The 15,992-nt window shown below is 28.9% G+C and carries 15 protein-coding genes and 1 riboswitch; of the genes, 6 read left to right on the top strand and 9 right to left on the bottom strand.

What is annotated here, in order from left to right:
• Positions 1-9: 9 nt before the first annotated feature.
• The 5 genes from feoB to I6E15_RS06500 all read right to left on the bottom strand — a co-directional run bounded on the left by feoB (position 10) and on the right by I6E15_RS06500 (position 4,654).
• Positions 10-2,199 carry a ferrous iron transport protein B gene (feoB, locus tag I6E15_RS06520; protein ID WP_235247057.1) on the bottom strand — a complete coding sequence of 730 codons (2,190 nt, stop codon included), beginning with the start codon at positions 2,197-2,199 and terminating at the stop codon, positions 10-12.
• Between the two features lie 29 nt (positions 2,200-2,228).
• A complete protein-coding gene (locus I6E15_RS06515; protein ID WP_177160737.1) occupies positions 2,229-2,456 on the bottom strand; it encodes a FeoA family protein in 228 nt (75 codons plus the stop codon).
• A 100-nt stretch (positions 2,457-2,556) separates the two neighbouring features.
• Positions 2,557-2,775 carry a FeoA family protein gene (locus I6E15_RS06510; protein WP_177160738.1) on the bottom strand — a complete coding sequence of 73 codons (219 nt, stop codon included), beginning with the start codon at positions 2,773-2,775 and terminating at the stop codon, positions 2,557-2,559.
• Positions 2,776-2,913: 138 nt separating this feature from the next.
• Entirely contained in the window at positions 2,914-3,843 is a 930-nt protein-coding gene (locus I6E15_RS06505) for a tRNA 2-thiocytidine biosynthesis TtcA family protein (RefSeq protein WP_235247056.1), read from the bottom strand.
• Positions 3,836-4,654, bottom strand: coding sequence for an ATP-binding protein (locus I6E15_RS06500; protein WP_177160739.1), 819 nt, complete (start codon positions 4,652-4,654; stop codon positions 3,836-3,838). The genes I6E15_RS06505 and I6E15_RS06500 overlap by 8 nt, the downstream gene beginning before the upstream one ends.
• A 165-nt stretch (positions 4,655-4,819) precedes the next feature.
• On the opposite strand from I6E15_RS06500, the gene I6E15_RS06495 reads away from it, so the two are divergent.
• From I6E15_RS06495 to I6E15_RS06485, 3 genes are all read left to right on the top strand, one after another.
• Positions 4,820-5,128 (top strand): hypothetical protein, encoded by a 309-nt coding sequence (locus tag I6E15_RS06495; protein WP_177160740.1) that lies wholly within the window; start codon positions 4,820-4,822, stop codon positions 5,126-5,128.
• Positions 5,129-5,306: 178 nt separating this feature from the next.
• Positions 5,307-6,683, top strand: a complete 1,377-nt coding sequence (locus I6E15_RS06490) for a 2-hydroxycarboxylate transporter family protein (protein ID WP_320614488.1) — start codon at positions 5,307-5,309, stop codon at positions 6,681-6,683.
• A gap of 158 nt (positions 6,684-6,841) precedes the next feature.
• Positions 6,842-6,938, top strand: a riboswitch (purine riboswitch).
• 50 nt (positions 6,939-6,988) lie between these two features.
• Positions 6,989-8,500, top strand: a complete 1,512-nt coding sequence (locus I6E15_RS06485; protein WP_235247054.1) for an MATE family efflux transporter — start codon at positions 6,989-6,991, stop codon at positions 8,498-8,500.
• A 214-nt stretch (positions 8,501-8,714) separates the two neighbouring features.
• Here I6E15_RS06485 and I6E15_RS06480 read toward each other — a convergent pair whose 3' ends face one another.
• Together I6E15_RS06480 and I6E15_RS06475 are read right to left on the bottom strand one after the other, a co-directional pair.
• Positions 8,715-8,993 (bottom strand): hypothetical protein, encoded by a 279-nt coding sequence (locus I6E15_RS06480; protein ID WP_235247053.1) that lies wholly within the window; start codon positions 8,991-8,993, stop codon positions 8,715-8,717.
• A gap of 14 nt (positions 8,994-9,007) precedes the next feature.
• On the bottom strand, positions 9,008-9,895 hold the full coding sequence (locus I6E15_RS06475) for a YegS/Rv2252/BmrU family lipid kinase (protein ID WP_177162362.1): 888 nt from the start codon (positions 9,893-9,895) through the stop codon (positions 9,008-9,010).
• 203 nt (positions 9,896-10,098) lie between these two features.
• Here I6E15_RS06475 and glyA point away from each other — a divergent pair, with 203 nt between their 5' ends.
• The gene (glyA, locus tag I6E15_RS06470) at positions 10,099-11,349 is read left to right on the top strand and encodes a serine hydroxymethyltransferase (protein WP_235247052.1); all 1,251 of its coding nucleotides are present in this window, start codon (positions 10,099-10,101) and stop codon (positions 11,347-11,349) included.
• Positions 11,350-11,389: 40 nt separating this feature from the next.
• Here the strand turns inward: glyA and I6E15_RS06465 are convergent, their stop codons facing one another.
• Both I6E15_RS06465 and I6E15_RS06460 read right to left on the bottom strand, forming a co-directional pair.
• Positions 11,390-12,163, bottom strand: a complete 774-nt coding sequence (locus I6E15_RS06465; RefSeq protein WP_235247051.1) for a type III pantothenate kinase — start codon at positions 12,161-12,163, stop codon at positions 11,390-11,392.
• A gap of 18 nt (positions 12,164-12,181) precedes the next feature.
• Entirely contained in the window at positions 12,182-13,480 is a 1,299-nt protein-coding gene (locus tag I6E15_RS06460) for a hypothetical protein (RefSeq protein ID WP_235247050.1), read from the bottom strand.
• Between the two features lie 198 nt (positions 13,481-13,678).
• Between I6E15_RS06460 and pssA the strand changes: the two genes are divergently transcribed.
• Both pssA and I6E15_RS06450 read left to right on the top strand, forming a co-directional pair.
• Positions 13,679-14,413, top strand: coding sequence for a CDP-diacylglycerol--serine O-phosphatidyltransferase (pssA, locus tag I6E15_RS06455; RefSeq protein WP_235247049.1), 735 nt, complete (start codon positions 13,679-13,681; stop codon positions 14,411-14,413).
• A gap of 166 nt (positions 14,414-14,579) precedes the next feature.
• On the top strand, positions 14,580-15,533 hold the full coding sequence (locus I6E15_RS06450) for an L-lactate dehydrogenase (protein WP_235247048.1): 954 nt from the start codon (positions 14,580-14,582) through the stop codon (positions 15,531-15,533).
• Positions 15,534-15,992: the final 459 nt, after the last annotated feature.

Genomic DNA, 15,992 nt, shown 5'->3' with positions numbered 1-15,992 from the left:
GTAGACTAACTACATAAATAAACGACCTATTTGGAAGATTAAAGTAGAGCAGATATATGGAATAATTAACATAATTCCAGAAAGTTTTAATAGATATTTAGTTCCAAACTCTTGTTTGATAGCTCCTAAAGTAACAGCACAAGGAACTACTGTAAGGATAAATACCATAAATGAGTAAGCTCTAAGTGGTGCTAAATCATCTGTCCAAAGGTTAGATGTAGCTTTTACAACTCCCATTCCCTCTTCTTCAACTTCTTCAGCAGAAGGAGCAGAGAAAAGTCCAGCTATATCAAAGCTTAAAATTCCTTTTGCAGAATCTACGAAAGCTTGACCTAAACCAACTACTTGTTCTTTTAAATCTTCACTAAATGTTGTTGGTTCTTCTACAACTTCTTCAGTTTCTTCTTCAGGTAACTCTAATACTTGAGCCATAAATCCAACAACGATTTCTTTTGCAGCGATACTTGGTACAACAGCAGCAACAGGTTCCCATCTATCAGCAAATCCAGTAGGTTTTAAAACTGGAGCGATAGTTTTTCCGATAGTTGCCATATAAGAATGTTCCGCATCTCCTTGGTTAGGGAAATAAGTTAAAGCCCAAAGTAACATTAATATTCCAAGAATTATACTAGTAGCTTTCTTTAAATATCCACCAGTTCTTCTACAAGCTGATTTTAATATAACTTTTAATCCTGGGATTCTATATGGTGCAAGTTCTATAAGTAAAGCCTTATTTTCTCCTTTAAATTCATCAAATCTTTTTAAGAAAGTTCCAAGAAGAATAGCTATAACAATACCAAACATATATAATGACATAACAACTAATCCTGCTTTTTGTCCAAAGAATGCAGCTGTAAATAATCCATAAACTGGAAGTCTAGCTCCACAAGACATAAATGGTACAAGAGCAGCAGTTAATTTTCTAGAATTTTGATCTTCTAGTGTTCTAGTAGAATAGATAGCAGGAACTGTACAACCAAATCCAACTACCATTGGAACGAATGCTTTTCCGTTTAATCCTAAAGTTCTCATTATTTTATCCATTAAGAAAGCAACTCTTGACATATATCCACTTTCTTCTAAGATAGATAAGAAGAAATATAGTAAGAACATTAGTGGAATAAATGTTAAAACTCCTCCAACTCCACCGATTATACCATCAACTACAAGAGATTGTAACCAATCTGGTGTTCCCTCTACCAAAAGTCCAACATATTTTCCAATAAATCCACCGATAAATCCATCTATCCAATCGATAAAAGGAGCACTTCCATTAAATACCACTGTCATTAAAAGACCGATTATTAAGAAGAATATTGGAAGACCGAAAGCTCTATTTAAAAGAACTTTATCTATTTTTTCAGAGAAGTCAAGTCTTGATTTTAGAGATGTTTTTAAAGTGTCAGCTAGGATTCCTTTTATCTCTCCATATCTTCTCTCTGCTAAAATTGTATCAATATCATCATCATATTTATCTTCAATAACTTTTATATTTTCATCAAGATAATTTTCTATATCAAGTCCAAAAATATCTTTAGATTTTTTTAAGAAGTTTACATCTTTTTCAAGAAGTTTGATGATTACAAAGTTTATTCCATATTTTTCAACGATTTTATCTAATTTTTTGTCAGCAGTTATTTTTTTCTTAATAAGATTGTATTGCTCATCTATGTAAGAATCAAATGTTATCTTAAAAGATGGGATTTTTTTAGCTTTAGCCACTTCAATAGCTTTATTAAGAAGTTCAGAAAGCCCAGTTCCTTTTATAGCCGAAGTTTTAACAACAGGCATTTCTAATTTTTCTGATAGAAGAGGGATATCAAGGCTATGGTTTAAATTTTCAAACTCATCATAGAAGTTAAGAGCCATTACCATAGGTTTTCCAAGTTCTTTCAAAAGAAGTGTAAGGTATAGGTTTCTTTCAATGTTTGGTGCTTCGATAACGTTTATAATAACATCTGGATTTTCATCAGTTATAAAATCTCTAGTTATATTTTCCTCTAGACTACGTGGACTTAAACTATAAACTCCCGGTAAGTCTATCATAGTAATTTCTTCACCATTGTGAACAAAAGACGCCTCTTTCTTCTCAACAGTAACTCCTGCCCAGTTACCAACTTTTAAGTTAGAACCAGCTATTGCGTTAATTAATGCACTCTTTCCAACGTTTGGATTTCCTGCGAATGCGATTTTTATCATAAATTCATCACCTTTCTGTATAAAATAAATTATTTAACTAACTCGATTTCAATATTTTTAGAATCTTCTTTTCTTATAGAGATTCCGTTTTCTTTTACAAGAAATTCTTGTGGGTCACCAAGTGGTGCATTTCTATCAAATAGGATTATTTCTCCCGGAGTTATTCCCATTTCAATAAGTCTTTTTTTTAGTTCACCTATTTTTCCAATCTTTATAATTCTTGCTTTTTCCCCTTTTTTTAACTCGCTTAAGTTCATAAAAGTCCTCCTATTTTCCTTTTCAAAATTATCTATATAAAATATTTTGTATAACAAATCTTTTTGGCAAAATTTTTTACAGCTCTAAGGCTGTAAAAAACTATTTTACTAATATATTTTTTGCATAACTAAATCCGATAATATATTGGGATTCGTTGATTTCTACAATAAAGTTACCATCGGAAGAGTTTTTTAAAACAATGCTAGTTCCTGCACAGAACCCTTTTTCTAGTAAAAAATTTTTATGTCTACATTTGTCTGATATCTCTACTATTGTGAGAGTTTTATTCATCTCAGCAAATGCCAAAGGAACAACCATACGCACTCCCCCCTTAACAATATAACTAATTATACAGCAAAAAAAAATAATAGTCAAGAAAAACTTTGATTTTTAAAATATATTATTTAATTACAAATAGCTGTTCTATGTTTTGTCTTATAAATTATTCAAATGGTACTAAAACAAATCATTTATACTGTTAAGAATGGTACTTCTTACATCAGGTGTTTCAAGAGAAATATCTTTTATAATATTTTTTATTCTAAGTCTTTTAGAATCCACACTCATTTCATAAGGACATTTTGTCTCAAGAATAGGAAGAGAAAGTTTTTTAGAATAGCTTATTATATTTTTTTCCTCTACAAAAGCAAGTGGTCTTATAACTGTTACTTGATGCTCATCAGAAAAATAAGCTGGTTTCATAATATTTCTATTCCCTTGATAGATGATATTTAAAAGGAAAGTTTCTATAATATCATCTTTATGATGTCCAAGGGCAAGTTTATTTATACTATTCTCTTTCATAAAAGTATATAATATCCCACGTCTTAATCTTCCACAAAGGAAACAAGGATTTTTCTCTTTTACTAAGTTTCCAAGGTTAGTTTCTATAACTTTTAAATCATAACCAAATTTTTTGATATAAGCTGTAAGCTCACTAAGGTCTGATAAATCCTCTTTCATATGGATATGGATTGGGATAATCTCAAAATCTAAATTAGCTATTTTTTTTATTCTTACAAGGGCATTAAAAAGAACTATACTGTCTTTTCCCCCAGAAATTCCAACAGCTACCCTATCCCCTGCCTCTATCATATTAAATCTGTGCATAGCTTTTCCGATAGGATTCCAAAGAAGTTTATTAAAACCTTTGCTCTCTATATACGAAAGTATCTCTCTTTCCTTAAAGCTATCTAAAACTATTTTTATCTCTGTTAATTTTTTTATAGTTTCTAGGGTAGAGATAACATTTTCTTTGTTATACTTAAGATTTATTTCAAATTTTTCTTTTCTGTTTATAATTTTTAAACTGTCCTCCATAACTTCAAAAAGATAGTTATCTACTTTTAGGTTATGAAGTTCAAAAATATCATTTATTCTAATCATTTTTATTTCCTCTAGTATATCCCATAACAAAATCAAGATTTATATTTTTTAGGGAGTTAAATATACTTTGTTTTATATTTTTATTTTTTTGTTCAAGGTCTTTTAAAAGATTTTTTATCTCTTTTCTTTTAGAGTCAGTTTTTCCAGATTCAACAGGACAACCACAACCCATAGCTTGAATATTGTTTCTTCTTGTAAAAGATATAATATCCTCTTCTTTTATGTATGCCATTGGTCTTATTACAGATAGTTTTCCACTAGTAGATGATACATTTGGCACCATTGTTTTGATAGTTCCAGCGTAAAACATATTTATAAGGGCTGTTTCTATAATATCATCAAAGTGGTGTCCAAGAGCAAGTTTATTAAATCCTAACTCCTCAACTTTGTTGTATAAAACCCCTCTTCTCATCTTAGCACAAAGAAAACAAGGATTTTCAGGATCTTCACGAAAAGCGATCTCCCATACATCAGAGTTAAATATATGACAAGGGATATTTAAAATTTCAAGATTTTTCTTAAATTGCTCAATATCCATAGCCTCAAAACCGGGATTCATACTGATAAAAGCCACTTCAAAATTTTTACTTTTATCTCTTTTTAATTCTTGGAAAAGTTTACAAAGTAAAAGACTATCCTTTCCACCAGATACTCCTACGGCGATTTTATCTCCATCCTCTATCAGATTAAAATCATTTATAGCTTTCACAAACTTAGACCAGATTTTTTTTCTATAACTTGTACGGATACTTTCCAAAAATATATCCTCTTTTAAATTACTCTCTCTAAGATTAACTTTTATTTCAGTCATTAATTACCTCCTAAAAATTTTACTATTTATTATATCATAATTTTTATAATAGTGAAAATACTTTTAATTTTATTGACAATTTACAAAATATAGCGTATAATAGATATATAAATTAAAATAGTTTTTAAATTGTAATATTTACAATTTTGAATATAGGGAGGAATAATGACAGATATAGAAAGAAAAATAGTGGAGTTTTTAGTTACAGGTAAAACTTATAGTGATGAGGCGATAATGAAAAATATAGGAATCACTGAAGAAGAACTAAAAGTGGCTTTTGATAATTTATTAGCTAATGGATACATTGAAACTTATGAAGATTATTTAAAAAGAATGGGTGGAGAAGAAGAACATCATTCTTGTGGAGTAGACGGTTGTTGTGGTGGAGGTTGTTCAGGTTGTGGAACACCTATAACAGATACTAAAAATGTAAAAGTAATCACAGCAAAAGCATTAATAGAATTTGAATTATAATTATAATAAAAATTTTTAGATTATGGCACGATATATTTCGTGCTATTTTTTTTACAAAAAAATAAATGAAATCATTATGGTTAAAAGACTATCTTGGTAAAAATAAAAGAATTGAATAAAATATTATTGACTTTTAAAAAGAGATACTGTATACTGTATCTGTTAAAAACAAAAGAATATTTTTTTAAAGCAAAGGAGATTTAATTATGGCAAAAAAACTTTTTCTGAATTATTCAGTTTAAAAGAAGCAAAATGGAGTGGACTAACTTTACCTATGTTTTTAGTATTATTAGGTATAGTAACATTTATTGTTTACACACCTTTCAATGGAGTTGTTGGAGGATTTGTTAGACCTAATTTTCTAACAATATTTACAATATTAGCAGTGTTTGGAATTTTATTTGGAGAGATTGGAGATAGAATTCCTGTATGGAATGATTATATTGGTGGAGGAACAGTTTTAGTATTTTTTATTTCGGCAGTAATGGGAACATACAATTTAGTACCTCAAAAAATGTTAGATTCTATAGAGATATTTTATGGGAAACAACCAGTAAATTTCTTGGAAATATTTATACCTGCTTTGATTGTAGGTTCAGTTTTAACAGTTAATAGAAAAACATTAGTACAAGCTATATCAGGATATATTCCACTTATTTTAGTAGGAGTTTTAGGAGCAACAATAGGTGGAGTAATAACAGGATTATGTTTTGGAAAAGCACCTCTTGATATTGTGATGAATTATGTTTTACCTATAATGGGCGGAGGAACAGGAGCTGGAGCTATACCTATGTCTGAGATGTGGGCTCAAAAAACAGGAAGACCTTCAAGTGAATGGTTTGCTTTTGCTATTTCAATCTTAACAATAGCTAATGTTATTGTAATTATAACTGGAGCTTTATTAAATAAATTAGGAAAATCAAAACCTAGCTTAACAGGAAATGGAAGTTTAATAATAGAAAATTCAAAAGAAGCAGTTAAAGATGAAGAGGTAAAAATGGAAGTTGGACAAAAAGAGTTTGCAGCAGCTTTAGTTTTTACAGGAGTATTATTTATGTTTGCACATCTTTCAGCTGAATTATGGAGTACATTAAATTTTTCTTTTGAAATGCACAGATTAGCATTTTTAGTTATCTATGCAATTATTTTAAATGTAACTAATGTTGTCCCAACACCATTAAAAGCTGGAGCTAAAAATATGCAAACATTTTTCTCAAAATATACTATTTGGATATTAATGGGAGCAGTAGGTTTTGGAACTGATGTACAAGAGATTATAAATTCTTTAACACCAGCAAATTTAGTAATAGCAATAGGAATTGTATTAGGAGCAGTTATATTTATAATGTTACTTTCTAGAACAATGAAGTTTTATCCTATAGAGGCAGCGATAACAGCTGGGCTATGTATGGCAAACAGAGGTGGTTCAGGAGATGTGGCTGTACTTGGAGCAGCAGACAGAATGGAGTTAATGTCATTTGCACAAATTTCTTCGAGAGTTGGAGGAGCAATGATGTTAATCATAGGTTCTATTGTATTTGGAATTTTTGGATAATAAAAATAAAATAAAAAAATTTTTAAGTAGGAATAAAGAAATAGAAATATATTTTTATATCTGAAAAAATTGATAAGAAATCTAGTTCAGTAATATTTTTTACAGAAAATAAAGTTAGTATAGATAATAAAATATTGACAATAACTGTAAAAATATGATATTCTAAAAGGAAATGAGCTTATATATGTTCACAATAGGGTGGACGTTTCTACAGACTACCGTAAATAGTTTACTATAAGGCATTAAAAAATGCACAAAAGTAAATTGTTTACGGTTTTTGTGCTTATTAAGGAGGAAAAATTTTTATGGAAGAAAACAAAATTTTAGGAGAAAAGCCAGTATCTCAACTGCTTTTAAAATTCTCTGTACCTTGTGTTATGGGACTTCTGATAAGTGCACTCTACAACATTGTAGACCAAATCTTTATTGGAAATAGTGAGCTTGGTTATTTGGGAAACGCTGCCACAGGAATATCTTTTCCCATTATTTGTATTTGTAATGCTTTTGCTTGGTGTGTTGGAGATGGAGCAGCCTCTTATTTAAGTATCTGTTCTGGACGTCAAGACAGTGAAAGTGCTCACAGATGTGTTGGGACGGGACTTACAACTACTTTTATAATAAGTGTTATTCTTTCGGGAGTTTGTATTTTATTTTGTGAGCCTTTAATGATTTTATTTGGTGCGTCAGAGGCTACTCTTGATTTAGCTTGCAATTATTTTGAAATTATAGCTTTATTTTTTCCAGCATATCTGATGTTTAATGTGATGAACAGTATGATAAGAGCTGACGGAAGTCCAACTTATGCTATGATGGCAATGTGTTCGGGAGCTATTTTAAATATTATTCTAGACCCTATCTGTATATTTTGGTTAGATTGGGGGATTGAGGGAGCAGCAATAGCCACAGTGATTGGACAAGGGGTATCTTTTATTATTTGTGGATTATATTTTTTAAAACCAAAAAGTTTTAAACTTTCCAAAGAGAGTTTCCACATAAAAAAAGATATGCTAAAAAATCTTATTATGCTAGGTGGTTCTACTTTTATTATTCAGATTTCAATGGTAGTTATGACGCTACTTAGTAATATTACTTTGGCAAAATATGGAGCTACTTCTATCTATGGTAGCGATATTCCAATCTCTGTTTTTAGCATTCAGACAAAGGTTTATACTATTGTAAATAATATCGCTGTTGGAATAGCTTTAGGTGGACAACCGATTTTAGGTTATAACTATGGAGCTAAGAAATTAGATAGAGTAAAAGAAACTTATCGTTTTATTTTAATCTCATCTCTTGGAGTTGGGATTTTATCCACTTTGATATTTGAACTATATCCAGAGATGATAATTTTAATTTTTGGAAAACAAAATGAACTTTATATGGATTTTGCAACAAAAAGTTTCCGTATTTTCTTAAGTTTTTGCTTTGTAACTTGCTTTATAAAGATTTCATCTATATTCTTCCAATCTATTGGAAAACCTATTCACTCAATGATAGCCTCTATCCTTAGAGATATGTTTTGCTTTGTAATATTTACTTTGGGACTTTGTAGATTTTTTGAAAATAAAGAGGTAGGAAGAGGGATATATGGAATTTTATTTGCCTCTCCTCTTTCAGATATTATAGCAGGAACAGTTATCGGAGTTATGACAATATATTTCTTCAGAAATTTAGGAGTAGAGAAAGAAGAAAATGCTATTAATTTATCTCAATCTATAAGAAATATAGTTAATTTATTTAGAGAAAAAATTATTGCGATAGTGGATATGACAATATCAGAGATTTTAAATTATATTAAAAGAACTGAAAAAAATTAAAAATAAAAAGAGAGATGTTGCATTTTTTATTAATAAGAATATAGATTAAAAATTACGAAAATTATGGAGAAAAATTAGATTTATAAAGCGATATTGAACGCTAAAAATCACAACTGTTTGAGCGTTAGCGAGTTTTGTGATTTTAGTGAAATGAGCTTATAATAAATCAATTTTTCGTAATCTGTAGTAATTTTTAATCTTATATTTTTTTTAATTATTTTTCTCTAAAGTATCTAGTTTTTCCCTCTCTAAAAGGAGATTTTATCTCCCAAGTTTCATACTCTCCCATTTGGAAATTATTTGTAATCTCTTGCATCTCATATTCAGTTAGTTTAACCTCCCCTTTTTCAGCAGAAATACTAACGAATTTTTTCCCCTCTTCAAGAGATGCTATACAAGAGTATTTTTTATAAAACCCAGCAAATATAAGTTTTTCATTGTCTAAATATGGTGGGATTTTGTCAGTTTTTTTAAAGTTTTTTAGTTTTCTCATTTTTCCTCCAAAGTCTATATCCAGCCCAAAACTTTTAGGCTATTTTTTTCACAAGTTATTTTTATAGGGAATTTTGGTCCTTGCTCCCCGTCTATATCAGTAGTATACTCATTAGAATTTTTTACATCTATCTCTATTTCATCAGTTTTAAAGTGAATAATCCCTTTTGGATAAGAGGTATTATTTTTATTTAAAAGATGTGGTAGTATAGATAGTTTTTCTAATATATTATCAGCAGGAATAATAATAACATCTAAGTATCCGTCGTCAACTGTTGAGTCGTGAGCCACTTCTAGATTACCAGCAGTTCTACCGTTGAATACAAAAAACAAAATAGATGAACCCTCATAATTAAAGTTTTTAGATTTTATAGAAAGGTCAAGAGTTTTAAATTTAGGCAACTCTTTTATTCCTGTAAAATAATATGCGAGTTTTCCAAAGGTATTTTTATATTCTGTAGGTGTTTTCTGTGAAACATCTGTAAAAAGTCCACAGCTAAAAATATTAACAAAATATTTATCATTAGCTTTTCCAAGGTCAACTAAAGAAACTTCACTATTTAAAATAGCATCAATAGAGTATCTTATACTCTGAGGCATACCTATTAAGTGAGCAAAATCATTAGCTGTACCAGCAGGGATAACACCGATTGGCAAATCTATATTTAATTTTTTCATTCCGTTTACAACTTCGTTGACAGTACCGTCGCCACCAGATATTAATATATGGTCAAAAGTATCATCAATATCAGCAAAAGCCTCTGATATATCTCTATCAAATCCAAGTCTATATGGTATAACTGTAAAAGATTTTTTTTGATAAGAGTAAATCAGATAATCCAAATACTTAAGTATCTCTTTTTCGCCAGAGAAAGGATTATATATAAATTTTACTTTTCTCATCTCTCCTCCTAAAAAGTATTTTTTGAAATATTAAGTAAATAGATTATAACACTTTTTCAATAAAATATCTACGGTTGAAAGAGTTATTATTCAAAAATATAAACTTCTTTTATTTTAAGAAAAAATATGTTACTATATAAAATATTAAGGAGGTTTGAGATTTGATGTAAGTTTATAAAAAGTGGATTTGAGGAGGTAAAAATATGAAAAAATTAGAAAAACTTTTTGAAACAGATAGAGAGATATTTGAAGCAATAGAAAATGAAAGAAAAAGACAAAATGAGGGGATAGAACTTATAGCCTCAGAAAACTTTGTATCAGAAGCTGTGTTAGAAGCTTGTGGTAGTATAATGACAAATAAATATGCAGAAGGATATCCAGATAAAAGATATTATGGTGGTTGCTCATTTGTTGACGTAGCTGAAAAATTAGCTATTGAGAGAGCAAAAGAACTTTTTAATGTAAAATATGTGAATGTACAACCTCATTCAGGTTCACAAGCAAATATGGGAGTTTATAAAGCTTTAATAAATATAGGAGATGTTATACTTGGAATGAAACTTGACCACGGAGGACATCTTACTCACGGAAAAAATGTAAACTTTTCTGGTAAAGATTATAAAGTTTATTCTTATAGCGTATCAAAAGAAACTGAATTAATAGATTATGACGAAGTTGAAAGATTAGCTTTTGAAGTAAAACCAAAAATAATTGTTGCTGGAGCAAGTGCTTATGCAAGAGTTATAGATTTCAAAAGATTTAGAGAGATAGCTGATAAAGTTGGAGCTTATTTAATGGTGGATATGGCTCACATTGCTGGACTTGTAGCTACAGGAGAACACCCAAGCCCAGTTCCTTATGCAGATGTTGTTACAACTACAACTCACAAAACTTTAAGAGGACCTCGTGGTGGAGTTATAATGACAAATAATGAGGAGATTGCGAAAAAAATAAATAAAACAATCTTCCCGGGAATCCAAGGAGGACCTTTAATGCACATTATAGCTGGTAAAGCTGTGGCATTTAAAGAGGCATTATCTCCAAGTTTCAAAGAATATCAGCATCAAGTTGTAACAAATGCTAAAGTTTTAGCAAAAGTTTTAGAACAAGGTGGCTTAAGAGTTGTAAGTGGTGGAACTGATAACCATATGGTCTTAATAGATGTAAAAGCAAATAAAGGTTTAACAGGGGCAGAAGTTGAAAAAGCTTTAGAAATAGCTGGAATAACTGTTAATAAAAATGGAATCCCTTATGACACTGAAAAACCAATGGTTACAAGTGGTATAAGAATTGGTTCACCTGCTATGACTACTAGAGGAATGAAAGAAAAAGAGATGGAAGAGATAGCAAACTTTATTTTAAGAGTTGTAGATAATATCAACAATGAATCTGAACTTTTAAAAATAAGAGAAGAAGTAAGAGAACTTTGCTTAAAATTCCCATTATATGAATAATTATTTAAAAAGGGTTGCTACTTGGCAACCCTTTATTATATTATTTTTTATTCATTTTATAAAGTGTATATATTCCTCTTATGCTAAGTTTAGAGCTACATTTGTCAATCTCTTTTACATATTCTCCAATGATTTTACTAAAACCACCAGTGGCTAGTACAAAACAATCTTCTCCAACTTCCTCTTTTATTTTTTGAATAAGATATTTTACTTGACCGATATATCCATAGAAAGTAGCTGCTTGAATTCCCTCGACAGTATTTTTTCCTAAAACGCTAGGCATCTCATCAAATTCAACTTTTGGAAGACGAGCTGTTGTACCAAATAAAGAGTTTATATATGTTTTTGGTCCGGGGAAAATCCCTCCTCCTATATAGACATCTTTTTTTAATACTTCATATGTTGTAGCAGTTCCAAAGTCAAAGATAATAAGATTTTTGTCAGGATACTCTTTAAGAGCTTGAACAACATTTATTATTCTGTCAGCTCCCATATTAGAGCCATCTACTCCCCTTTTAAATTTAAAAGGAACTTTTTTCTTTATATTTACCACAAAAACATCTAAGTTAAAATATTTTTTTCCAAATCTTTGTAGGATTGTTGTAATAACAGGTACCACTGATGAAATCATTATCCCTTGGATATCTTTAACTTCGATATTATGAATATCCATCATACTTTTAAAAAATCCCATAAACTCATCTTCAGTCATTCTGTCATTGGTTCTATTTCTAAAAGTTTCTTCAACAATCCCCTCTGAGTTAAGAATGCTCGTAACAATATTAGTATTTCCAACATCAAAAACTATATACATTTTTTTCTCCTTGCTAAATTAGTTTTTATTAAAAACATTTATAAATTCTTCTAGTTTGTATTTTAATTCTTCTTTCGTTTTATTGATTTTTTCTCCATATTTATTGTTAAAATCTTCTTTTAATTTATCTAATTGTCTATCGTTTCCACCTAAATATGAAGCCACTTCTTTTGCAATATTACTATTTACAAAAACTCTATTAAAACTAGGATTGTAATTATACTCTACTTTTAAATTTTTGATTTTGTCATTAGTATCTCCGACGATAATATCTAGAGCATCTTTATCTTTTAAGAAATAATCAGAAACTTTTTCTTTATTAATATCTAATTCTTTCATATCAAGTCTACCGATTATTGATATTTTCTCCTCATCAAGAGATATTTTTTGGACAAGGTTAGCTTTTGCCTCGATTAAATCTTTTTCAGTCATAAAATTATTAACATCAATATTTTCAAATTTACTGTCAATCTCTCCAGTAAAAGCACCGATATTCAAATAACCAGTGATAGAACTCTTTTCATCTTGGTTACTTGCCACCAAACTAAATGGAATATTTTTATTCATCTTAGTTTTGTCAGTAGTTATTCCTTTTACAACTCCCTCAAAATTTCTTCCAAGAAGAGAGGTTTTAACTAAAAGGTCTGAAATCTCTACTACCCAAGCATCTTCTTCTAAAGAATCTTTTGATTCTTGGAAGTTAGCTTTAAGAGTATTGTATTTATCGATAATGTCTATCATATAAGACGAAGCTATATCAGAAAGTTTATAATCAATAAATTTATCTAGAGCTGGAACTGTTACATTTATAAATAAAGCTTTAAGTCTAGCATTTTTTTCGCTGTTATCACTTTTTAATTTTGTAAGCAAATGTTGATAATTAACCAAGAAAGATTCAGTTAACTTTTGCATCTCCTCTGGACTTATTTTTTTATTAGTAAGTTCAGTTTCAATTTTTCTAACAACAGGTTTTGTATTTTTTCTATCTGTTTTTTTATTAAGTTCGATATCTCTTATTTCTAGATTTTCCAAACCAATTTTTTTATCAAAAATCTGTTGAAGTTTAATATTAGTAGAAACTCTATTAATATAGATAGCGTCTATTGATTCATCTTCTTTACTCTCTATACCAATTCCTTTTAATTCAAGTTTCTCTTTAAAAATAAAATAATCTACTCCATATATTCTAACATTGCTTTCCAAAGCCTCAGTCATTTGTTTTTCTAAAACTTTTTGGATAACCATATCCTTTAGACCGAAAACTCCAACTCCTGCTAAAATTGTTATTCCTATTAATCCGTTTACTATTTTTTTCACTAAAATTCCTCCTTTTTTATGTCAATAATTATATCATATAGATTAAAATTACTCAAAACTTTTTATTTAAGTTATATTAACTTAGACAACGAAAAATTGATTTTTTTCTTCGAAGCTTAAAAAAAATTGAAAAAATGAAAATGATGTGGTAAAATATAGTATCTATGTACGAATTCTAAAAATTGGAAGTGATTAATAATGGTTGAAAAAAAATATTTAGCACCTAATGGAATTACAGCTGCGAATATGCTTCTTGGTTACTTAAGTATTACTGCATCAATAAAATCTAATTATACTTATGCTATTTGGTTTATATTTTTAGCTATGGTGTGTGACGGATTAGATGGAAAAGCTGCTAGAAAGTTTGATGCCTTCAGTGAATTTGGAAAAGAGTTTGACTCATTTTCAGATGCTATCTCATTCGGTATAGCTCCTAGTATCTTAGTTTATTCTATCTTATCGGAATATCCTAGATTTGTAACAATGGCAATCCCTGTTGCATTTATTTATGCTCTTTGTGGAGTTATGAGACTTGTAAAGTTTAATGTTGTTACAGTCGCTTCTAATGAAAAAGATGATTTTAGTGGAATGCCTATTCCAAATGGGGCAGCTTCTATAATATCTTATTTATTACTTTGTAGAACTTTAGAAAAATATGGATACAATTTCTTTAATGCAGAGTTCTTTATCTCTATAACAATAATTTCTGCAATACTAATGGTATCTACTATTACTTTCTTAACTCCAGACAAAGTATTTAATTTTGTACCTAAAAAATATATGGGAATTTTTGTAATCTGTGTTCTTGCAACATTAAAATATAGTTTATTTATATTCTCATTCTATTATATAATTTATAATTTATTCCAATATCACTTATACAGAAAAGAGATAAAAAATCAAGAGGAACAAGAAACTCAAGAGGAAGAATAAAAAATATATACGAACAAGATTTTTAAAACATCTTACAACTTTTAAAGAGTGTAGGGTGTTTTATTTTTTTATTAGGAACAAAAAATTTTTTTAATTGTTCACTAGCAAATAAATTCAATTAGTGATATTATTAATGAAAACTTATTTTAAGGAGGATACTTGAATTATGGAAATAAAAAGCAGAAAAATAGTTGTAATTGGAGCGGGACACGTTGGTTCTCATGTGGGATTTTCTTTAGTGACACAAGGGGTGTGTGATGAATTAGTTTATATAGATATAGATGAAAAGAAAGCTTTGGCTCAAGCAGAGGATACAGCAGACGCAGTTGTATATCTTCCACACAGAGTAAGAGTTAAAGCTGGAGATTATTCAGATATAGATGATGCAGAAATTATTGTTATCTCTGTTGGTCCACTACCAAACTTAAATGAAACTAGAATGGATACTTTAGGAAAAACTATAACTTGCCTTGAAAGTGTCGTAGAGGGGATAAAAAATTCTAAATTTTCTGGAATTATAATAGATATATCAAATCCAGCAGATGTTATCACATATTATTTACAAACAAAATTAAATTATCCATCAAATAAAATTCTTTCTACAAGCACAACTTTGGATTCAGCTAGACTTAGAAAGGTTTTATCTAAAAAATTAAATATAGACCAAAAATCAATATATGCTTATGTTATGGGAGAACACGGAGAATCTCAAATGGTTCCTTGGTCTGTGGCTACTATATTTGGAAAATCTTTAATAGAACTTATGAAAGAGGAGCCAGAAACTTATGGACATCTTAATCTTGAAGAGATAGCTAATGATGCTAGATATGGTGGTTGGCTAGTTCTAAAAGGAAAAGGTTCTACAGAATTTGGAATAGGAACTTCTTGTGTTGAGATTATAAAAACTATCTTAGCTGATGAGAGAAAAGTTTGTATGGTGTCTACTCTTTTAAGGGGAGAGTATGGACAAAGTGATGTTTATGCTAGTGTTCCAGCTATAGTTGGAAAAAATGGAGTTGAAAAAGTTATAGAACTTCCTATGTCAAAAGAGGATTTAGAAAAATTTGGAGCTTCTTGTGATGTAATGAGAAAAAATTATAAACTAGCTTTGACACTTTAGAAAATATTTAGAAAAGGCTGTTGTAAACTTAAGAAATATAAGATTAAAAATCACTTCATATTTTATAAATTTGATTTAATTTAAAAAATTTAGAATTACTTAATACTTCTAGAAAATTATTAACTAAAATTTATTTTACTAAAAATGATAAATTTATTCCGTTGAGGTAGTATTATTTTAGATATATAAATTCTTGACGTTTTAATTTTTTTAATAAATTATGTAATTCTTAAATTTTTTTATAGCATTTATCTTTGTTGGTTTTATTTTTTCATAATTTTAATCTATATTTTTTTTAATAAAAAATGCAACAGTCTTTTATTTTTTTATAAAATTTTCTCAAAAATTAAAAATTATAAAAATATTTTTAAAATTTTATCTATTGAAAAATAAAGAAAAGTTTTAAAATTTAATAAAATTAAAAAAATATCGTTGACAAAATTTGAGTTGTAGGGTATA

The sequence above is a fragment of the Fusobacterium perfoetens genome (assembly GCF_021531475.1).
Classification (GTDB): Bacteria; Fusobacteriota; Fusobacteriia; order Fusobacteriales; family Fusobacteriaceae; genus Fusobacterium_B.
This window is presented reverse-complemented; position numbering and strand designations above follow the sequence as displayed.